This is a genomic window from Dyadobacter sp. BHUBP1 (genome assembly GCF_050587785.1).
GTDB lineage: Bacteria > Bacteroidota > Bacteroidia > Cytophagales > Spirosomataceae > Dyadobacter.
In genome coordinates this window covers 1,370,226-1,390,086 of the sequence record NZ_JBOBIH010000001.1, presented here as the reverse complement: position 1 = coordinate 1,390,086, position 19,861 = coordinate 1,370,226, and the positions used below count along the sequence as shown (strand labels likewise).

The window sequence follows — 19,861 nt, the reverse complement described above, 5'->3', positions numbered from 1 at the left end:
GCTAACTTAACCAATTGAAAACAATTCCCGCCTGTTTTCGTACCAAATGTTCAAACGGAAGGTTTCTGTCAAAGAGCGGTGAGGCTGTCGCAAAATCCGAGCAGCTTCCGCAAATCGTCCGCTCCACCGAAATCGACACGGTTCCCGCGCAGGTAGTGTGTAAGCTGGCGCTTGTTACGCCCGTACACATGCAGGAACGCACGCCTGGACGCCGGGTGTACGATCCGGTTCCGATCGATCAGAAAATAGGTGGTTTTGATCCGGCGCCGGTGGCTCGACGCATTGTTTTCCCATTGGATATGCCCACCCTGGTTGCTTACCATTTGCACGTGCGCAGCGTTTCCTTCCGAAGCAGAATAATGCTGTCCCGAATAACTAAGGCCGTTCCCCACCGTTTCGGGTTGTGTCCGGGAAGCCAGAAGGGCTTTTCCTGCCACGCCAATCACCTCCATATCCGAATGGGCCTCGGTAAGGACAAAGCGGCGCTCCCCTATTTCGATATAGTCTATCAGATATTTGCCGGTAAACAGCAAGGTATCCGCCCTCGGGTTCAGAAACTGCATCTGGCCGTCCTGGCAATGGTAGTTCAGTAGTGCTTCCTGTTTTGTGCCATTCCGGAAATGAACCACCCCCTTGATGAATGCGGGATACAAATAATCAGCGAACTTTTTTTCCCGCGCATTTTCATTCGGCGGGGCGCTCATCTGGCAGCCGGCGTTTAACGGCGCGTTCATAGACAGACTTTGAATTAAAAGGGAAACAAGCAGTACAGTTTTCATCGCAATTCCAGGTTAGCCACTCGTGATACAACCTGCATATAAGACGTTATCCGCTCATTTCCATACCCTTAAAAGCTTATAATTTTTTCTCAGTAAGTTCACCGCAGTGACTTATACAGTCTTGTCCAGTGACATTTTGAAGAATTTTTCTACAACATATTGTTAGAAATCCAGTAAAATTCCAAATTTTTAGTAATATTAGTACTACAAATCATTTACCAAACGTATATATTGCCGTTCAAATAGCCTGATACTGCTAGCCAACGTTATTTAACTATTAAAACGGGGTCAACGGCATGGTTTTGGTGCCCGTTTTGGCCTACATCAAAGGAAACGCATGATGGAAATCGGAACAATCAAGGCGGTACATATATTTACCCACCGACGATTATATGTTACCGCCGAACTGGAGTTGAACCTGAAAGGAGTAAGACATACGTTTGGTGGGCACGAAGTCTTCTTATCAGGCATGCATGGTGGTGAATCCTCGGATCCACCTTATTTGGGAAGGTTTTTATTCAGGTGTATGCAAGTATGCAGGGTCGACAACTGGGATCAGCTGAAAAGCTCGAAAGTACTCGTAGAAATTCAACACGGTAAGGTCGTGGCCATCGCCGACATTTCCGGCGACAACTGGTTCAACCCTACCAAGGAATTCGGGGCAATGGATATGGAAAAAGAGCAGATGGAATCCGCTTTCAGGGACAATTCCAAATAATAGCTCACTATTCCAGCCTGATTTCATAATTCCCATTCGCACATTTCTCAGGCACAGCCAGTTCAAGGTGCTCCTTTTGGTTCACCCGCAGGTAATTTTCAATGGCAAGTACTGCGTCATTCTCCGACTCCGCCCCCGACACTTCCAGAACCACTCCCGGTTCCAGCCGCCCTGTCTCATCACGATTTATTACGCTTGGCATGGTTAATGTTTTTTTGTTTGAAAGAGGTTTTAAAACTGTGCCAGTCAACTAATAAAGCCGGACACCAAAATGCCCGGCTTTATTAATTGCTTCCATTTAAACGAGAATGCTTGCACGCCTACTTCACGGGATTTTACCTGGTGTTGTGGAACTGCCAGGTACAGTCGACGACGGGATGGTTGTGCTTTGAGGAACCTGCGCCGGATCGGCGGTTGTGCTCGGAATGGTACTTCTTGGCACGTTGCTGTTGTTTGGATTCGGGGTTTGTGGCAAGTTTCCCGGCACGTTCGTGCGCGGCACGGCATTCGGATCGGTCGGCGTTACGGGGACTGTCGAAGGCTGCGTACTAGTTGACGGCGTAGTCACGCTGCTGGGTACGGTGCTCGACGGTACAGTCGATGGCTGCGTGGTGGAGCTCGGTACCGTGGTTGGTGACGGCTGTGTCACCGTGCTGCCGGGCTTCACCGCCCCGGGCAAGTCGGACGGCTGCACGATGGCGCCGGGTACCGTTTTAGGCTGCGTAGTATTGGACGGATAAGTCGATGGCTGCGTTGTACTTGGCACCGTGGACGGCGGTGTACTGGACGGTGTGGCAGCACCCGGTGTGGTAGCACCCGGTGTGGTAGCACCCGGTGTGGTAATCTGTGCAAAGGCAGCGGCGTTACCGAAGGCAGCTCCGCCGGCAATAGCCAATGCAATGATATTCAACTTCAAAGCTTTCATGACGATATATATTTAGTTGATGAATCTTTTTCTATAATGTGACCCTGAAGAAAAAGAATCGTACCAGAAGTAATCCTGGCGGGCATTAAATTTCGCACAGTGCCCAGCGCGGTGCGGGTGGTTCAGTTTGTCTCAAACACCCCCCGAAATAGACGTTTTTACACTCGTTCTTTCCACGATTTATTCGTGAATTTTGTATAAAACTAAATCCAGAAACCAGTGGAAAAACAATTGGACACTATGGCCGGCCGCTTGGAGGAAAGTCTTGCAACGCACCGGATCGTATCCCAGGAAGAATGGACCAAAGCGCGGAAGGATCTGCTCAAAAAAGAAAAGGAACTTACCCGGCTCAACGATGAGCTTAGTCGCCAGCGCAGGGCGTTGCCCTGGGTCAAGGTCGACAAATCCTACATTTTCGACAGCACGGAGGGAAAACTCTGGTTATCAGATCTTTTTTACGGTAAGAGCCAGCTGATCGTTTACCATTTCATGTTCGCCCCGGAATGGGAAGAAGGCTGTCCGGGCTGCTCGTTCCTGTCCGATCATATCGACGGTGCCAATCTCCATTTGCAACACCACGACGTCTCAGTGGTGGTCGTTTCCCGCGCTCCATTGGAAAAGCTCCTCGCATTCAAGAAGCGGATGGGGTGGAAATTCAACTGGGTATCGTCTTACGGCAGCGACTTCAATTACGACTACCATGTATCGTTCACCAACGAGCAACTCAAAAATGGCACGATTTATTACAATTTCGAATATGCCAAACATGACGAAGGCACAGAATCGCCCGGAACCAGCGTGTTTTACAAGGACCGGACAGGCAACATTTTCCACACCTATTCCAGCTATTCCCGCGGCGGAGACATTCTCATCGGCGCACATAACTATCTTGATCTCACACCCAAAGGAAGAAATGAGGATGGTATCATGGACTGGATGCGCCACCACGACAAATATGAAGATTTCAAAGGCGATCAGGGCAGCTGCTGCCATTAATAGCAGTCTCCCGCGCCTGTTTCGGTACGTAATGATCAAAACACTCGAGGCGCTCCTGAAACTAACGGGAGCGCCACAGTTTCCTATGCTCTCCTTTCTCCTTCCCTCCTCATAGTAAAACACAACGTGAAACGCCTTTACAGCATGAGTATCAATGATATCTCATACATCCTAAACCACACGAAGAAGCGTTGCTTCACCTTTTATGTCTGGAATTAAGCAAATTCAAAAACACAGAAAAAATCTGCTCGTTCTTCCTGCTATCGCTGCATTTGTAGGACTAGTCGCTTACCAGAACCGGCAGCAAACCGACCGCTCCTGGGGTATCTACAAAGCCGACGCCGCGAGTACCAGCTATTCGGCCCTAAACCAGATCAACACCTCGAATGTAGACCGGCTGCAACTAGCCTGGACGCATTCCTACGCAGATATGAAAGATGGCAGCCGTGCGGGGAGCAGCGAATGCAACCCGATTATCGTCGACGGCATCATGTACACTACATCCGCAAAGCATTGGGCCTACGCCATTAACGCCCAAACCGGCGAGCAACTCTGGGCCTTCGACCCGTTTGACGGGGCGGAGGGCGGCGGGGTAAGCCGTGGGGTTACCTATTGGGAGGATGGGAAGCGGTCCGGCGCACCGGACAAACGTATCTTCTTTACCGGTGGCGATAACCTTTTTGCACTCGACGCGCATACGGGCAAACCCATTATGACTTTCGGCGACAATGGCCGCGTAAGCATGAATGTCGGCCTTCGCGATGACCCTGCCACGATTTCGGTAATACCGACCTCACCCGGTATCATCTACAAGGATTTGCTGATTATGGGGGCCGAAGTTTCCGAACTGTACGGCGCACAGCCAGGCTATATTCGTGCCTACAATTGCAAAACGGGGAAACTGGAATGGACATTCCACACAATCCCGCTTCCCGGTGAGCCCGGCTACGAAACCTGGCCAAAAGATGCTTATAAATATGCAGGGGGTGTCAACGATTGGGCCGGGATGAGTCTGGATACCCGCCGCGGGATTGTATTTCTGGCATTGGGCTCTCCTTCATACGACTTTTATGGGGCCGACCGCAAAGGTGATAACCTCTACGGTAACAGTGTGGTGGCCCTCGATGCCGCGACAGGCAAATATATCTGGCACTACCAACTTGTCCACCACGATTTGTGGGACTACGATCTCCCTGCCCCGCCGAACCTGGTCACCATCCGCCGCGACGGGAAACAGATCGATGCCGTGGCACAGGTCACCAAGCATGGGTTTGTATTCGTTTTTAACCGCGAAACCGGCGAGCCGCTGTTCCCGATCGAGGAACGGAAAGTGCCGGCATCCCGCATTCCGGGAGAAGTTGCCTCCCCTACCCAGCCATTTCCTTTAAAACCCAGGCCATTTGCCCGACAATGGATGACCGAAGCCGACCTGACACACTACACCGATGCGGGACACGATTCGATTGTTAAAAAATTCCGCTCGATGCGCTACGAAGGGCTGTTCACCCCACCTGATCTCAAAGGTACATTGATGTTACCCGGCTCCCGCGGCGGGGCTGAGTGGGGCGGAGCCGCTTACGATCCGGCTTCGACAGTACTTTTTGTCAAATCCAATGACTCCCCTGAAATCCAGTCGATGAAAAAGGTGGACCTGGAACAGGAAGCCAAAGACCAAACAATTTACGACCAGGGCAAGACATTGTACATGACCTATTGTGTGGCCTGCCATGGCAAAGACAAAAACGGCGACGAACCGAATTACCCGTCGCTGATCGGTCTGCGCAACCGCATGACACGTGAGGCGGCGCTCGACAAGATCAAAAAAGGAGGAGGCAAGATGCCAGCATTCGCCTCGGCGATCAAAGGTAAAGAAAAGGGCATCATCGCATTCCTTTACGACCGCCCCCAGAATTCGGCCAAAGTAACCAAGCAAGAAACCGGCCAGACTCAAAAAGGCGCCGACAAATATCTCAATCTGACCGCCTATGGCCATTTCCGTGATCCGCAGGGGAACCCGGCGCTGCGCCCGCCATGGGGGACGCTCAATGCGATTAACCTCAGCACAGGCGACTACGAATGGCAAATACCGCTCGGTAACGACGAAAAACGCTGGGAAAACGGAGGCCCTGAAACCGGTCAGGAAGGTTCGGCCGGGCCGATCGTCACGGCCGGCGGCCTGATCTTCATCAGCGGCACCCAGGACCGCAAGCTGCGTGCACTCGATAAGAAAACCGGAAAGCTCGTCTGGCAAACCACCCTCCCGGGCGTCGCCAATGCAACCGCCTGCACCTATATGAGCGGCGGCAAGCAATTCGTGGCGCTATCCGTCGGCGGCACGAAAGAAAATCCTTCGGGATCTGTAATGGCGTTTGCGTTGCCTTGAAGTCACGCGTTTGCCTGAACGCCCGTCTTCCCAGGAAGAAAAATCGACGGGTCGCGCAGGAAGGCGGCGATCCAGATCAGAGCCAGCGGGAGGGCTGCATTGAATGCGGTGCCGTGTGAAAGTTCGGTAGCGAGAGCGCCGGCGAAATAACAGGTCAGGAGGATGAAACCGATTTTCATGGTTTTCGGGTAAATGAAAAGTGCCGTGAATCCGATTTCCATCAGGCCAAGGGGAACGAGATACTTCCCTACCCCAACTTTCGAGAGCGTTTCAACTATCTCGGGGCTTTGGCTTAGCTTCATTATTCCGCTCAACACCGGCATTGCCGATGCCAGGACTGTCAGGGTGATGGTAGCGATTTTCTTTGCTTTCATGTCTCTTTTGATTTTTTGCCAAAACTAGCTACCTTTACTATACAAATGATAGTAATATACAAAAGGTTAGTAATAACCTTTTAGTTAGCAAGAAATCAACATGGCATTCACTCATCACAACGGCGAAAGACCCAGTCCGGCACAATGCTACAACAAACTCAATGCGGCAGGAGATGCATTGTATGTTATCGGGGGCAAATGGAGGTTACGGATCATCATCGCCCTTTCCGAAGGGCATAAACGGTTCAATGAAATTCAGCGTGCTATTAGCGGCATATCGGCAAGGGTCCTCTCCAACGAACTAAAAGAACTGGAAATCAATGGATTCGTCACCCGAAAAGTGTATACCGACTTCCCGGTTTCGATCGAGTACGAGCTGACACCTTACAGCGATACATTATCCCCGGTAATCGAGTCGCTGATCAATTGGGGGGAAATGCACCGCCAGCGCATCATGCATTCGGGAAAAACGGAAGAAAAAGACGCTACTGTTCTGGCAGAGATACTGTGATGTGCCACATATCGCCCGAATTGCTTACCTTTTCGGTCCCCCACGCGCCCGGGCCGCCATCAGGCCGCAGGTAGACGTTGAACACCAGCGTGCTGATCTGCGAACCTTTAATGAGCACACTTCCACAAGCAGCGCCATTGTCACAATTGCCGGTTATCGGTGTTTTGGAGTGCAATATTTTCGTTTTCGTCATGTCGATCTGCATTTCCTCATTGCCGGAAAGCTTCGTCAATGTCAGTGATGGCGTTTGCAATTCAAGCTCCGTGGCGAAACCGAGGCGTTTATCACTGAAATTAGTGGTTGCCCCTAGGCCAATGAACGAAATCACGGGATCAGTCACCGGCTTGCTAAACTGTAACCGCAGCTTTCCGTAATAGTAGCGGCTGGTATCGGTTTTAGGTGCATTGGCAGCGAGCAGCGGCTTAGCTGAGAGAAATACCTGCAATCCCGCATTCATAAACAGATTGATCCCCTTTCCCACCGGTCCTTGTGGATGCGCCGTGAAGATCTTCCGGGCCGTATCGGCATAATAATAGTTGGTATTGATCACCGGCACCGAGCGTACGTGCGTGCTGCTTGCGCCGGAGGCCGCGCCAAAGGTCATGCCTGTTACATGCTGAGGCACATTGATGTAGGGCTGATCGTCAAAACTGAATGTCACCGACAATTCCGATTTCAGTTTCTGAAAATAAATCCCCTCGTCGGTGCTTCCGTTTTTATTGTAAAAGAAAGACATGGTCTGAGGGATCGAAGTGGGCCCTTTGGGGACGGGTAGCTTATAACTGTTATTGACACCGTCCTGAACCAGTTCATAAGTACTCAGAACGTTCGGCCCCTGAGCGAAAGAAGTGCTGGCCAAACCGGCGATGATCATGTATATAAGCACCGACCTTATTGATGATAATGAGCATGTTAGCATGTGTAGGAAATTAAAATCGTTGAGACAAGTGCTGGCAATATATCATTTATGGATGAAGGCTCCCACTGGTCCGGGCACGTCGTTCTCATTTTAGCAGGATAGTTCAAATTTATCTTTATATCCTACCACACAGCCTATCAAAAGCCTCCAATCGCAAACTAAGTAATTGATTATTAATTAAATGTAATGCCAGTATTATTTTCCCTATGCCGTAAAACCAAAGGCAGGTGCCGATTTTTTAAAGGCATAGCCGTTAAGCAAGTACGATTTGAATTATGATGTTGTGAGCGCATAAGTAACCGCCGCGCAGAAGCGCCCGCGCGGCGATTATTGTGGCGACTGGATGCTACCGGGGTTCCGTGAAAACTTCCTGCACGTACATGTTCGAGACGATGAACTTGCCATTGGTGTAGGCGATCGTGTCCACCGCTTCTTTCGCGCGCTGGTGTTTGTTGATCCGCACAAATTTTGCGGCAAATTGTCCCTGAATCTCGTTCTTCTTCGGGTCGTAGTACAAAATTCTGAAGTAATTCCACGGACCTTCGAGGAGCCGGTAATTGTCCGTCGTTATATCGTCTTGTGGAAACAACTTAAAGTATGAACTGATATTAATTGAATCCAACGAGCATACAGCATTTCTCTGATGGATGACAAGAGAATCGGTTGGCACATAGTTGCCCGGCTTGGCATGGAAATAATTCAAAATGATTGTCTGATATTCGTCTTCACTGATTTTCCGGACCAGGCTCATCGCTACCACGATTTTATCGCACCAATCTTTTTTCACAAACGCGCCCATTTCTACCGTGATTGCCGACTTAAAAGGTACGCCGTTTACTTCGCCAGTGATAAGCTGGTTTGTCTTTCTTGGATCCATAGATGGCTGCTTATCGCAAGACAACAAGCCGAAAAGCAATAGTATAAGTATATAGCTGTGTTGTTTCATGATTTCAGCGGCTGTTTCTATCCGGCTTGCCGTTTAAGGCTTTGCGGTCGGATTTGATTTATGATATTTCGAGAACATAAGTAACCGCCGCGCAGAAGCGCCCGCGCGGCGATTATTGTGGCGACTGGATGCTACCGGGGTTCCGTGAAAACTTCCTGCACGTACATGTTCGAGACGATGAACTTGCCATTGGTGTAGGCGATCGTGTCCATCGCTTCTTTCGCGCGCTGGTGTTTGTTGATCCGCACAAATTTTGCCGCAAATTGCCCCTGGATCTCGTTCCTTTCAGGGTCATAGTACAAAATTTTGAAGTAGTTCCACGGACCTTCGAGGAGCCGGTAACTATCCATGGAGTCATCATTTCCGGGGAAGGTAGTAAAACGCGAGTGAGCACTAATCGAATCCAAGGTGCATAAGGTATTTTTACGGTGGCTAACCGCACTATCAGTCAGCGTATAATCACCCGGCTCGGCGTGAAAAAAATTCAGATATACAATCTGATATTCATCTTCCTCAATTTTTCTGACCAAACCCATACCTATTACATCACTCTTGCAAAGAGTCTTGCTCACTATAGCTCCATTCCAAACCGTCATCCCGGATTTGAACGGTACGCCATTTACCTCACCCATAAGCACCTGATTTACCATATGTGGATTCACAGGTGGTTGTTTTTCACAGGACAGCAGGCCAGAAAGCAATAGTATAACTATATAGCTGTATCGTTTCATAGTTTAATAGGGTTACTTACGCGCAGCTGTCGATTTATGACCTTGCTGCCGAATTGGATTTACAATGTTTTGAAAAATGGAATTAACAGTCGCCCCAAACAAAACAGGCGACTGCTGACTTTCAAACAAATAGGTTACCGCGGCTCGGTGAAAACTTCCTGTACATAGACGTTCGAGACGATGAACTTGCCATTGGTATAAGTGATCGTATCCCCCGCTTCTTTCGCCAGCTGGTGTTTATTAATCCGCACAAATTTTGCCGCGAATTGCCCCTGGATCTCGTTCTTCTCAGGGTCGTAGTACAAAATCTTAAAGTGGTTCCACGGACCTTCTAATAAGCGATAACTGTCCATTTTCATATCGTTTCCTGGAAAGGACTTAAAATATGAACTGATATTGATTGAATCCTGAAAGCACATTGAATTTTGCCGATGTAAAACAACACTGTCGGTAGGTGCAAATTCCCCCTGTTTAGCATGGAAATAATTCAGTATTACCATCTGATATTCCTTCTCGCTGATCTTTCTAACCAGGCTCATTGCGACCACTATTTTGTCGCACCAATCCTTTTTTACAACGGCCCCCATTTCTACCGTGATGGCCGACTTAAAAGGCACGCCATTTATATCGCCAGTGATAAGCTGGTTTGTCATTCTTGGATCCATGGGCGGCTGCTTATTGCAGGACATCAGGCCCGAGAATAATAATATGAATATGTGGCTGTATCGTTTCATGGTTTTAATGCGGGCTGGTAGATGATTTTTTTCCGTATAACCTGATTCCCACCGCGTGCGATTAGGATGTACGTTCCCGGCGCCAGCCCCTTTCCTGCCAAATCAAACGCAATCACGTTTCGACCGGCGGAGCATTTAAAAACCTGCCTTTGAATGTGCACCCGTCCATTAAGGTCTATCAGGCCAATTCCGACCTCCATAGCCTTTTCAGCACTGAAAACGAGTTCCACACGACCGGAAGTCGGATTGGGCTGCAAAACGGCTTCCCCGCCTTCAATTTGAAGTGAATCGCCATCCTTCTGTCCCTTTCGATATCCACCATTAGGGTCGTCATCCACCCATATCTGCATCCAATACTCGATCATCTGCCCGTCCCCGGACGTGATCTTCAATTTCAGGTAAAACAGATGATTGCCGTTATGGTACAGTCCAACATTGTAAAACTCCCCGGTGCCGTTACCTGAATAGTTTATTCCGTCCGAAGACTCCTTCCACTGGTAAGTATAAGGCGGGCTCCCACATTTGGCGATGGCCTCATAAGTGTAAACCTGATATGCATATCCGCTGGTCGGTCCGGAAATCACGCCGCTCAAAACATTAGGTTCAGGGCGAAACGCCTTCACGATCGGCGATTTATCGGTCATCACTTTGGCATTGTTGTGCGTGGCGTCACCCATCGGCGATCCGGCAAAGGTTTTGTTCGGATTAGAATAATAGAAGATTTTACTGCCCGGCGCATTTCCATTCGCTACAAGTGTATTGAAACCCAGGAATATATATCCTTGTGCGTATGGTATTCCGAAGTTTTCATTCTCATGGTTACATCCGAACAAATGACTTAGCTCATGCGCACCAACAACCGGAACAATGGGGTAGTTTAAATCTACAATTGCGAAACTCCGGCTGCTATTAGGATGCTTATAAATTGGTGGGTCCGGAACTCCGCCCGCGGCATCATGACCGTCCCAGGAAAACAACAGTACAAGGTCTGCCTTATTCTGATTGCATAGATTTTGAACAGACGCTGTATTACTCAAAGCAAGTGCATCTTCTTTGATATAATGGCTCTTTTTTGTAAAAGTCGTCTGCACTACCCCCGCCATTTGTACATAGGCAGTATTTGCCACCCCGCTATTCGTTACCGTCTGATTGAAAATGTCCAGGGTATTATATGCATGGTTAGTCGCAGAAGCCGGGTTTACATTATTTCCGTACAAGAACAGCACTCTAATACTACTAGTACACGGCTCAATCTTCGCATTGTCCCCCGGCTTTCTTCCGGTTTTGTCAGTGTCCGGCTTGGGCTGGATTTTTTGCATCGCCGAACCAATCCCCGAGGCGCAGAAACGCTCTTTCCCGGCATCGTTCCCGTGCCCCAGCAAAAGCTGGCCATCTTCGCCCAGGTCGCAGATTTCGTATGATCGCTCCGGTCCCTGGATGATTCCGCCCTTCATGCCATTGCGGGAGGTGAGCAGCACCGACAGCAGACTTTCCCCTACCGTTCCATAGAGTTTGTAATTACGATCATCCGAGTACTCGATGGTTTTGATGTGTACGTCATACGCTTCGGCACGGCCCGGAATCGTGATTTGCAAGCGATTGTTGGTCAATACTTCGGCAATGGGCCGCATCCGCACAATGACCGTTTCGCCGTGGTACTGGCCGTTGTTGGTCAGGCCGTCAAATAAATGCTTACCGTTTTCAGAAAGACTCGCGTAATCCGGCGTATCCGGCAAAAGAAGATCTTCGCGTGCTCCTTGCGCGTGGGCGCGTGTGAATGAAGTGCCCGCAATGGCCAGGCAGGCCAGGCAAACCGCAAAAAAGCGGGAACGCAATACACTACCATTAATCCGAAAAAAGTCCATAGGCATACCTGTTTAAGTTCCTGAAAAAACTGATCGAAATGGACCCGCGGCAAGCCACGGAAGGAACGGAGTAGGTAGGTGCCCGGCCAGGGGTGCCCGGCCAGGGGTGCCCGGCTAGGGGCGACCGGCTAGGGGCGACCGGCTAGGGGCGACCGGCTAGGGGCGACCGGCTGTACGCCGGCCATGGTGTTTCGAATTAAATGGATATTTTTTTCAAATCAATTGGGAAGAGGCTACCGATGATCAAGTAACCGGGATGAATTACCAACCAACGGTTTTCCGCGTTTTATAACACTTTCTCCTGCAAAATCTTCACCACGCTTTCCTGTAACGGCGGGTGTAAATCGGCCAACAACCACCAGGTGTGTATTTTGGCTCCGGCGTCAACAAGCCTTCGGACTACTTCGAGATGGTGTTCTCGCACACCCTCGTGCGCAGTGGCCCAAAGCGTCTGATCAAGCACAGTGCCGCCGAATTCATTGCGAGCCTCGAGCGGGGCTTTACGCGAGAGCAGCAGGTCTACCACTTCGGGATAACCGAAATAGCCGGCCCAATGTAATGCAGTCCAGTCGCGGTGGTCTTTTGAAGCAGGGCTTATGCCCTTTTCGAGCAGGAAACGGACTGTTTCCACCCGGTTGAGCATAGCAGCCCATACAAATGCAAGTGCCAGATTGGCCTCGGGCGTCGGGGCAATTTTGAGCCACTCTATGCGCGCCAGCGGCGCGTCGGCTTTCAGTTTACCGTCGTCTCCGAGATAACCTGCGAGTTGGGCCGTTTTCCCCATCGCGGCCGCAGTCACCACGTTATCGACCCTGGCGCCTCTCTCTACCAGTACCTCTGCCGATTGGGGATAATGAAAATAGATGGCCGTGACCAGCGGCCCGCAGTCGTCGCGGACACCGTTGATCGCCGCACCATAGTCAAGCAGTTTTTCCGCCAGCGCCGTTTGCAGACCGGCCCGCGATGGATGCACGCTCGACACCAGCAATTCCAGTGTCGTACCCCATTTGGTATCATAAGTATCCGCCAGAGCGTCGGGCGCGGCGCCTGCTGCAAGTAGCGTTTCAGCAACTTCGAGCCCATTCTGCGGGGTTACCTGCCTGAAATTCTCGGTCCCGTTGGCGGCAATATAATGCAGTAATGTTGCCCTATGCCCGCGCGACGAGCGCTCATGCACGATGCCGGGATTTTCCTCCAAAAGGGATCTCAACGTCGGCAAATCGCCCTGCACAACAGCGTCCACCGCCTGTTCGAATTTCGCAACCTGCGATCCGGGCTCTTTCAGATCGGCCATGTGCTGCAGAAATGCCGGCCAATCCACAAAACCGTGCTCCCTGGCTATCACGACGCGGGCATCGTCCAGACTGAAATTGGTATCCGGGCGGTTCAGCTGCGTAAGGCGCCCGGGTTCAGGGTGGTATTTCCGAACGTATTTAACCGAATCCTTATGGACAGACCGGCAGGCGTCTGCCAGTGCGGCAGCTTGTTTTTCGTAATAGTCCGGGGCCGGATCGGTAGTGAGAGGGATGATATCGGTCGTGTTCATAGGTTCGGTTTGGTAGCGGCTGAAACATAAGACAATTAGTATGTTTTTGAATGAAATACAAAATCAGGTTATTGACCGTATCCGCATTTCTTCCAGGTATCCGAAATCAGAAAAGGCACCGGTCTCTTAAATTAACCAGTACCTTTTCGTATTGTCTTTGTCACTGCCTGATTCCCGAATCACCGACGACCATTTGGGTGCGGCTTACCGGTCCACAGTGAGGTGTTTTTGTATCTCAACTTTCCCGTCAGGACCAGTGACGGTGAGCACATAATTGCCGAGCGGCAACGCATTCGTCGCCACTTCCACCTGCTTCCCGGTTGCGGTGCTGCGCTTTATAGTTCGTCCGCTATTGTCCCGGATCAGGATAATCGCGCCGGGCTGAATGTTTTTAAGTACGACGCGCTCACGTGCCGGGTTAGGAAATACAATGGCAGCCTCGTTCCCCGCTCTCGTGATGGACTTCATGGACGAAAAACTGACCGTACCGTCGGTGTCTACCTGGCGGATCCGGTAATAGGAAATCCCCGGAAGCGGAGCAGTATCCAGGAAGTCGTAGTGCTGTTCGACAGATGTATCGCCTTTTCCTTTCACCTTGCCCAGCGCTCTGAAATGACGTGCGTCGGCGCTCCGTTCGATTTCAAAATAATCGTTCCGTACCTCCTCAGAAGTGGCCCAGCCCACGCGGACTGCGGATTGCTCCACCTCTTTCAATTCCAGTTCTTTGAACGTCACGGGAAGTACCGCACAATCTTCCGTTGAAATGGAGGTAATGTTGGCGTCCATCCAGGCCAAATGGTCGAGCAGCCAGGTTTTCAGGTATTGGACCTCCTTGGCGTAGGTGTTGCCGGGCAATGTGTAATGCTCGTTGAACATCACCGCCGTTTCGAGGATATTCCACTTCGAAAAATTGCGTTGCATGGCATTCTGCGCCGTCAATTCTGCCTGTTTCTGGTCGATGAAGGCTGAGATCGACGCATCACTCCACTGTGTCTGCCGAAGGTACTGATAACGCCCCATCAACTTACCCTTGAAATAACAATCGGTAAGCAGCCGCGCCGGCCAGAAAATAGTCATCGGCGGACGGTCCGGGCAATAGATATTGAACTCCCACGCCCATGAGCCGGTCGGAAGCACCGAAAGCTCGTAGCACCACTGTTGGTTCCCCATCGACTTGTCAAAATCCCAGGGAGCCCCCATGACGATCTGACCGCCCTCGTCGTCCCGTTGTTTGTACAGGAACGTACTCGCCCGCCAGTTGTCGGAATTCTTCGTAATTTCCTGCAACAGCAGGTAGTCGATGGCCGCATCTTCATCGAGTAGCGGACGGTAACCGGATACGGCATCCTTGTAATTCGGGCCTGCCAGGATCTGCTCGAAATTGTCAATATGGTTTTTGATGTAATTGAACTGCAAATCCCGGTTGGCAATATTGGTATAATTGTGCAGCTTGGGATATTCGACATGGAAAATAGGATGCGGCTGCGCAGGCGCGTTATTGCCCGCGAAACCGGACGTCCATTTCATATCCTCATCCTCTGCAACCTGCAAGAGGTAACCGCCATTGATTTTCGCAGGATCGGTGTCTGTTTCCGAAAGCTTTTTAATGCTGATACGGTTGGAATTCCGTTTGATCTTCTCCATCAGGATATACACTCCGTGGTAAGACATACCGCCGATTTCGTTCTTGAACACCTCCACATAACGCGTCCTTGGCGAATATCGGCCCGTACGCGTGTACATTTCATGTGCAAACACGTCCCGGATGAACGACTTGTCGCCATAGCAGGCATTCAACACCCAGTCCGACTCCGCCGGCATGCCCAGCAGCGAAGCGTCTACGCTGTTGCCGCCGATGTCCCTGATTTCGACGCTGTAAGATTTCTTATCCCAAAAAATAGACGTGTTCCCGCGGATCTCAATGCCGATATTACTTTCAAACTGGAACACATTCGAGCCGGAGTTAATGTCGTACGAATGAATTCCGCTGCCGTTCGGTGCGGTGATCTTGAATGACGCAGTAATCTTATTGTCGTTCTCGATAACCGCACCATTCGTATTGATCACCACAATGGGCAAGTTAGACGTGATAGAGGTTTGGGCAAGGCTGGTGACACCGTAAAGTATCAGCATTAAACAACCGGTGCAGCAAATCCGGAGGGAGTGTAGAATTGAGGCCATAAACGAACGTTGATTAACTTTATAATTTATTAATATATAAATATAAAAAGTTAATAACCGCTTCACATTGAGGCAGTAAAGTTTCTACTAAGCGGTCACTTCGAACACCAGGCCTTGCCCAAAGAAATTCATCCTCCGTAAATATTAAACGCGATCAGGTGCTTCTTGAAAATCGCCTCGAGGCGGTCGGCCTCCTTGTCCTGCTTTGCCCTCCTGCATTCGCGGACGATTGTTTGCAGGATAAAAAGATCGGTATTCACATCGCGGCCGCGGTTATCCTTCTCCTTGATCCACGAAAGGTTTTCGTCCGAACGAATCGCCATCGCGCGCGCGGAATCCAGTGCCTTTTCGTTCTCACCCACATCGAATAGCGCCCCGACGAAACCCGCTGAAATCTGATCGTACGGAATGGTATCGTCGGGCATGACGGCCATGCCCTTGTCCACGACTTTGCGCGCCTTGTCGATCCTGTTTTCCGCGATAAGCTGCTGCGCTAACCGCAGGAACGAAAGCCTCGCCGTAATCACCGGCGCCCCGCGGTAGGTATCGTCGTAATACACCTGGGGGTTGTTCGTTTCCCGCCATTGCATTTTGTTCATCATGTTGTCGTACATGATGTCGGAATTAACGTAACCGTCTGTCGCGCCGGGAACCCGCACCGGCAGCAGGCGGTAAGCATAACCTTCTAGTTGAAGGTATTCCTGCAAACCCAGATTGTGGGACGCCCCCATCGTGGACGAGAAATACACCGGCCGTTTCCAGTTATTGGTCGAAATTATGTCGAGCATTACCAGATCACCTTTCAGCAGGTCGGTTTCCCCGATTTTCCAGCTCATGGAATCACTAAGATAAGGCGTCAGGTCGCTTTTGATGATATTCATCTTCATGACTTCCTCCGTATCCACTGGCAGGAACAGCGTCGCCGATGGCAGGATCGAGGTCATATCGCCGCTGGTAAGCGGTACCTGGATCGCCTTGTTATCCTGGCGGATCAGATCGAGGTATTCTTTCAGGTTAATGCCTTCTTTCACAGATGGAATCTCGTAAAAAGGCAGGTATTCATTTTTGCCCAACTGGTAATTCCCCGAATCCAGCGACAGCGGCAGTGCATCGGACTGGTTGATCTTCCGCTTCAATTGTTCGATGTACCAGTCCGCACCCAGGAACGTCTGCACACATACGCGCACGTCGGTCCGGAATCCCTCCACTTCCTGCACGTACCACAACGGGAAAGTGTCGTTATCCCCACCGGTGAACAAGATCGCATTCGGTGCGCAGGAATTGAGCAGGTTACGGGCAAAATCCACCGAATGGTACCGGTCGGCCCGGTCGTGGTTGTCCCAGCCTCGCGTCACCATGATCGCCGGTACCAAAAAGCAGGCCAGCCCCGCGATTCCGGCACGCAATACCGGCTTCTGAACGACCTTTTCGAGCAACTTCGCCGCTGCCATCACGCCGAAGCCAATCCACATGCAGAAAACATAGAACGAACCCACGTAAATGTAGTCACGCTCGCGAGGCTCGCTGGGCGGTGAATTGAGGTAAATCACCAGTGCGACCCCCGTAAGAATGAACAAAAAGCCCAGAACCAGCAGGTCCTTCCGCCGGTAATAGTACATATATACGATACCCGTAATGCCCAGCAAAAACGGCAGCATAAGAAAGTTGTTATGCCCGCGGTTCTGCCTGATGCTTTTTGGAAACGATTGGCTGGTTTGCCAGGGCATTAAAATACCTGCCCCCTCCCGATCGCTTTCGCGCCCGACGAAATTCCAGAGGAAGTAACGCCAGTACATATGCCCGAGCTGGTGCGAAAACAGGTATGAGAGGTTGTGCAGCATCGTGGGTTTCTGTCCCTCAGCCACACCCGTCATTTGTTGATACAGCTGCGGATGTCCCGGGTTGGAGCTATACATCCTCGGCAACAGCATTTTGCTGCCCGGCTCGTATTCGTACTCGGGCTTATAGTCGATCAAGACATATTTACCGTCCTTTTTTGCATAAACAGGCGCCCCACGCTTTTGGCTGACCGGCCTGGAAACGAATGAAGGTCCGTATAGTAACGGTCGGCTTTCGTACTGTTCCCTTTTGAGATAATACACAAACCGGAGGAGATCGCTGGGATTGTTCTCATTAATAGGCGTATTGTAGCCCGATCGCACCAGTACCAGCGAATAGGAAGCATAACCTATGAGGATAAACGCAAGCGAAAGCAGGCCGGTGTTCAGTAACGCACGCTGGGTACGGTGCGAATACCGTATCCCCCAAACGAGCCCGCCCAGAAAGAGCGTTGTAAAAAATGCAATGCCCGTGTTGTAAGGCAGCCCCAGCGAGTTGACAAAGAAGATCTCGAATTTCCCAGCCAGCCCGGGTAGCCCCGGAATGATGCCGGCATTGATAATACCCAGAATTAAAAGACCAGACAGAACAGCAATTGACGCACCCGGAAAGCCGGGTTTCGGGTACTTTTTGAAATAATATACCAATGCCAATGCCGGTATGGTCACAAGGTTCAGCAAATGAACACCGATAGAAAGGCCTACCAGATAGGCGGTCAGGATCAACCAGCGATTTCCTGCGGCGGGGTCCCCGATCGACTCCCATTTAAACACCGCCCAGACCACAATGGCGGTAAAAAACGACGACAAGCCATAAACCTCGGCTTCCACCGCCGAGAACCAGAACGAATCCGACCACGCATACGCAAGCGAACCCACAACTGCCGCGCCTGTCACGAGTAATACGTCCGCTTTGCTGCCGTTCTCTGGATTCTTTCCTACCAGTTTCCATGCAATCAAACTAATGGTTTTGAAGAGGAAAAAGATGGTAAATGCGCTGCTCAGCACGGAGACCATATTAACCCAATAGGCCACTTTCATAACATCGCCGAGGGCCAGCAAAGCAAATAACCGTCCGATAAGCAGGAAAAGTGGTGCGCCCGGCGGATGTGGCACCTGCAATTTGAATGCGCACGCGATGAACTCCCCGCAGTCCCAGAAACTGGCGGTCCGCTCCATCGTCAGGACGTAGGTGATCAGGCTTACGGCCAACACGGCCCACCCCGCCAGATCGTTCCATTTCTTGAAGGATATCATGTTTGAAGGTGTTTTGGATGAAGGACCAAAACTATTCAACACGATACGCTGGCACTACACCGCCGCTCTTAAAAAAAGTTAATAAAACCAGCTGATAATGAAGCCTTAACTTTATTTAACACCACATACGGTTCACCAGCCGGTTTCCATCAGAAAAGCAGGGAAATGCAATAAATAAGAGAGCTCCAGAGTAGCGAACCCGCGGTAATGGTAATGACAACACCACACAGAAACGGCAATTCAGCTGATTTTGAAAGGTTTACCGATCTTTCCATTCTAAAATAACAACTTTTTATGATAGAGGTCTAAGCCCTGCAACATACCCGTTGCAGTTTCATCAGTAAAAGTAAATATTCAAAATGAAATAGTAAGTAGCCCGACTTTAATTGTAGTTTACTAATATATCGACAGCATTTAGTAGCACTTCTACACTTTTATAGTACAACTTCAATTAACCAATTTATCAGTTGAACCCCGTCTTACGTCGCTTATAGATTTCAACCTTCTTGAACAACTCCAGAATGTTCGTCACTTCGAGTTTTTCGAAGATCCTCGCTTTATAGGTCGAAACCGTGCTCTCCTTGATATTAAGGTCGATCGCAATGTCTTTCGTCCACTTGCCCGTGAGCAGCATGTCCATGATTTCCAGCTCGCGATTCGAGAGGATTTCGAGCGGGCTTTCTTTGCTTTCGCGTTCAAGGAGCGTGTTATTGACGAGCTGGTCCTGGATTACATTACTGATATAAGTTCCGCCTGCGAGCACCGAAGTAATTGCTTTTTCCAGTTCTTCGTTGGAGGTATCTTTGGGCAGATAACCGTTCGCACCAGCCTTTACGTAGTGAATGGCGTACAATTCTTCATCCTGCGACGAAAATATCAGGATTTTCACCTTGCTTTGAATGTCGCGGATTTTCCCGATCATATTAAATGCTTCGCCGCCCGGAATTTTGATATCCAGGATCACAAGATCAAAGAATCTTGATTGCAGAAGTTTGAGTGTTTCACTAAAAGTAGCCGCCTCGATAACCGTTACCGAGGGTAAAAAATCTTCAATCAGCATTTTAACGCCCATTCGCACAATGGAATGGTCTTCTACCAGCAAAACTGTTTTCATTAATAATACCTTTACTTCAAATCAGTTTTAAAAGTAGTTTAATA

17 protein-coding genes are annotated in these 19,861 nt (G+C 50.2%); 4 read left to right on the top strand and 13 right to left on the bottom strand.

What is annotated here, in order from left to right:
* Positions 1–68: 68 nt before the first annotated feature.
* Positions 69–734, bottom strand: a complete 666-nt coding sequence (locus ACQ4MZ_RS05700; protein ID WP_430843614.1) for a hypothetical protein — start codon at positions 732–734, stop codon at positions 69–71.
* Between the two features lie 571 nt (positions 735–1,305).
* On the opposite strand from ACQ4MZ_RS05700, the gene ACQ4MZ_RS05695 reads away from it, so the two are divergent.
* Positions 1,306–1,497: a hypothetical protein gene (locus ACQ4MZ_RS05695; RefSeq protein ID WP_430843613.1), complete on the top strand. Its 192-nt coding sequence runs from the start codon at positions 1,306–1,308 to the stop codon at positions 1,495–1,497.
* Between the two features lie 7 nt (positions 1,498–1,504).
* Here the strand turns inward: ACQ4MZ_RS05695 and ACQ4MZ_RS05690 are convergent, their stop codons facing one another.
* Complete coding sequence (locus ACQ4MZ_RS05690; RefSeq protein WP_430843612.1) at positions 1,505–1,699, bottom strand: hypothetical protein; 195 nt, start codon at positions 1,697–1,699, stop codon at positions 1,505–1,507.
* A 123-nt stretch (positions 1,700–1,822) separates the two neighbouring features.
* Entirely contained in the window at positions 1,823–2,422 is a 600-nt protein-coding gene (locus ACQ4MZ_RS05685; RefSeq protein WP_430843611.1) for a hypothetical protein, read from the bottom strand.
* A 219-nt stretch (positions 2,423–2,641) separates the two neighbouring features.
* Between ACQ4MZ_RS05685 and ACQ4MZ_RS05680 the strand changes: the two genes are divergently transcribed.
* Positions 2,642–3,418, top strand: a complete 777-nt coding sequence (locus ACQ4MZ_RS05680) for a DUF899 domain-containing protein (protein ID WP_430843610.1) — start codon at positions 2,642–2,644, stop codon at positions 3,416–3,418.
* A 205-nt stretch (positions 3,419–3,623) separates the two neighbouring features.
* Positions 3,624–5,801, top strand: coding sequence for a PQQ-binding-like beta-propeller repeat protein (locus tag ACQ4MZ_RS05675; RefSeq protein ID WP_430843609.1), 2,178 nt, complete (start codon positions 3,624–3,626; stop codon positions 5,799–5,801).
* A 2-nt stretch (positions 5,802–5,803) separates the two neighbouring features.
* Here the strand turns inward: ACQ4MZ_RS05675 and ACQ4MZ_RS05670 are convergent, their stop codons facing one another.
* On the bottom strand, positions 5,804–6,175 hold the full coding sequence (locus ACQ4MZ_RS05670; RefSeq protein ID WP_430843608.1) for a DoxX family protein: 372 nt from the start codon (positions 6,173–6,175) through the stop codon (positions 5,804–5,806).
* Positions 6,176–6,275: 100 nt separating this feature from the next.
* On the opposite strand from ACQ4MZ_RS05670, the gene ACQ4MZ_RS05665 reads away from it, so the two are divergent.
* Positions 6,276–6,686 carry a winged helix-turn-helix transcriptional regulator gene (locus ACQ4MZ_RS05665; RefSeq protein ID WP_430843607.1) on the top strand — a complete coding sequence of 137 codons (411 nt, stop codon included), beginning with the start codon at positions 6,276–6,278 and terminating at the stop codon, positions 6,684–6,686.
* Here the strand turns inward: ACQ4MZ_RS05665 and ACQ4MZ_RS05660 are convergent.
* The 9 genes from ACQ4MZ_RS05660 to ACQ4MZ_RS05620 all read right to left on the bottom strand — a co-directional run bounded on the left by ACQ4MZ_RS05660 (position 6,661) and on the right by ACQ4MZ_RS05620 (position 19,817).
* Positions 6,661–7,560: a hypothetical protein gene (locus ACQ4MZ_RS05660; RefSeq protein WP_430843606.1), complete on the bottom strand. Its 900-nt coding sequence runs from the start codon at positions 7,558–7,560 to the stop codon at positions 6,661–6,663. The two genes, ACQ4MZ_RS05665 and ACQ4MZ_RS05660, sit on opposite strands and share 26 nt — an antisense overlap.
* A 391-nt stretch (positions 7,561–7,951) precedes the next feature.
* Positions 7,952–8,482 (bottom strand): hypothetical protein, encoded by a 531-nt coding sequence (locus ACQ4MZ_RS05655; protein WP_430843605.1) that lies wholly within the window; start codon positions 8,480–8,482, stop codon positions 7,952–7,954.
* A gap of 200 nt (positions 8,483–8,682) precedes the next feature.
* Positions 8,683–9,282, bottom strand: coding sequence for a hypothetical protein (locus ACQ4MZ_RS05650; RefSeq protein WP_430843604.1), 600 nt, complete (start codon positions 9,280–9,282; stop codon positions 8,683–8,685).
* A 134-nt stretch (positions 9,283–9,416) separates the two neighbouring features.
* Positions 9,417–9,947, bottom strand: coding sequence for a hypothetical protein (locus tag ACQ4MZ_RS05645; RefSeq protein WP_430843603.1), 531 nt, complete (start codon positions 9,945–9,947; stop codon positions 9,417–9,419).
* Between the two features lie 65 nt (positions 9,948–10,012).
* The gene (locus ACQ4MZ_RS05640) at positions 10,013–11,881 is read right to left on the bottom strand and encodes a T9SS type A sorting domain-containing protein (RefSeq protein WP_430843602.1); all 1,869 of its coding nucleotides are present in this window, start codon (positions 11,879–11,881) and stop codon (positions 10,013–10,015) included.
* Positions 11,882–12,167: 286 nt separating this feature from the next.
* Entirely contained in the window at positions 12,168–13,427 is a 1,260-nt protein-coding gene (locus ACQ4MZ_RS05635; protein WP_430843601.1) for an ankyrin repeat domain-containing protein, read from the bottom strand.
* Between the two features lie 204 nt (positions 13,428–13,631).
* Complete coding sequence (locus ACQ4MZ_RS05630) at positions 13,632–15,560, bottom strand: CotH kinase family protein (RefSeq protein ID WP_430843600.1); 1,929 nt, start codon at positions 15,558–15,560, stop codon at positions 13,632–13,634.
* Between the two features lie 176 nt (positions 15,561–15,736).
* Positions 15,737–18,703 carry a glycosyltransferase family 117 protein gene (locus ACQ4MZ_RS05625; RefSeq protein ID WP_430843599.1) on the bottom strand — a complete coding sequence of 989 codons (2,967 nt, stop codon included), beginning with the start codon at positions 18,701–18,703 and terminating at the stop codon, positions 15,737–15,739.
* A 463-nt stretch (positions 18,704–19,166) separates the two neighbouring features.
* Complete coding sequence (locus ACQ4MZ_RS05620; protein ID WP_223404999.1) at positions 19,167–19,817, bottom strand: response regulator; 651 nt, start codon at positions 19,815–19,817, stop codon at positions 19,167–19,169.
* Positions 19,818–19,861: the final 44 nt, after the last annotated feature.

Coding starts and splice junctions, on each gene's coding strand:
- ACQ4MZ_RS05695 (WP_430843613.1), top strand. CDS start 1,306: ATGCAAGTATGCAGGGTCGACAACTGGGATCAGCTGAAAAGCTCGAAA.
- ACQ4MZ_RS05625 (WP_430843599.1), bottom strand. CDS start 18,703: ATGATATCCTTCAAGAAATGGAACGATCTGGCGGGGTGGGCCGTGTTG.
- ACQ4MZ_RS05650 (WP_430843604.1), bottom strand. CDS start 9,282: ATGAAACGATACAGCTATATAGTTATACTATTGCTTTCTGGCCTGCTG.
- ACQ4MZ_RS05645 (WP_430843603.1), bottom strand. CDS start 9,947: ATGGATCCAAGAATGACAAACCAGCTTATCACTGGCGATATAAATGGC.
- ACQ4MZ_RS05630 (WP_430843600.1), bottom strand. CDS start 15,560: ATGCTGATACTTTACGGTGTCACCAGCCTTGCCCAAACCTCTATCACG.
- ACQ4MZ_RS05685 (WP_430843611.1), bottom strand. CDS start 2,422: ATGAAAGCTTTGAAGTTGAATATCATTGCATTGGCTATTGCCGGCGGA.
- ACQ4MZ_RS05670 (WP_430843608.1), bottom strand. CDS start 6,175: ATGAAAGCAAAGAAAATCGCTACCATCACCCTGACAGTCCTGGCATCG.
- ACQ4MZ_RS05665 (WP_430843607.1), top strand. CDS start 6,276: ATGGCATTCACTCATCACAACGGCGAAAGACCCAGTCCGGCACAATGC.
- ACQ4MZ_RS05635 (WP_430843601.1), bottom strand. CDS start 13,427: ATGAACACGACCGATATCATCCCTCTCACTACCGATCCGGCCCCGGAC.
- ACQ4MZ_RS05675 (WP_430843609.1), top strand. CDS start 3,624: ATGTCTGGAATTAAGCAAATTCAAAAACACAGAAAAAATCTGCTCGTT.
- ACQ4MZ_RS05620 (WP_223404999.1), bottom strand. CDS start 19,817: ATGAAAACAGTTTTGCTGGTAGAAGACCATTCCATTGTGCGAATGGGC.
- ACQ4MZ_RS05700 (WP_430843614.1), bottom strand. CDS start 734: ATGAACGCGCCGTTAAACGCCGGCTGCCAGATGAGCGCCCCGCCGAAT.
- ACQ4MZ_RS05655 (WP_430843605.1), bottom strand. CDS start 8,482: ATGGATCCAAGAAAGACAAACCAGCTTATCACTGGCGAAGTAAACGGC.
- ACQ4MZ_RS05690 (WP_430843612.1), bottom strand. CDS start 1,699: ATGCCAAGCGTAATAAATCGTGATGAGACAGGGCGGCTGGAACCGGGA.
- ACQ4MZ_RS05640 (WP_430843602.1), bottom strand. CDS start 11,881: ATGGACTTTTTTCGGATTAATGGTAGTGTATTGCGTTCCCGCTTTTTT.
- ACQ4MZ_RS05660 (WP_430843606.1), bottom strand. CDS start 7,560: ATGATCATCGCCGGTTTGGCCAGCACTTCTTTCGCTCAGGGGCCGAAC.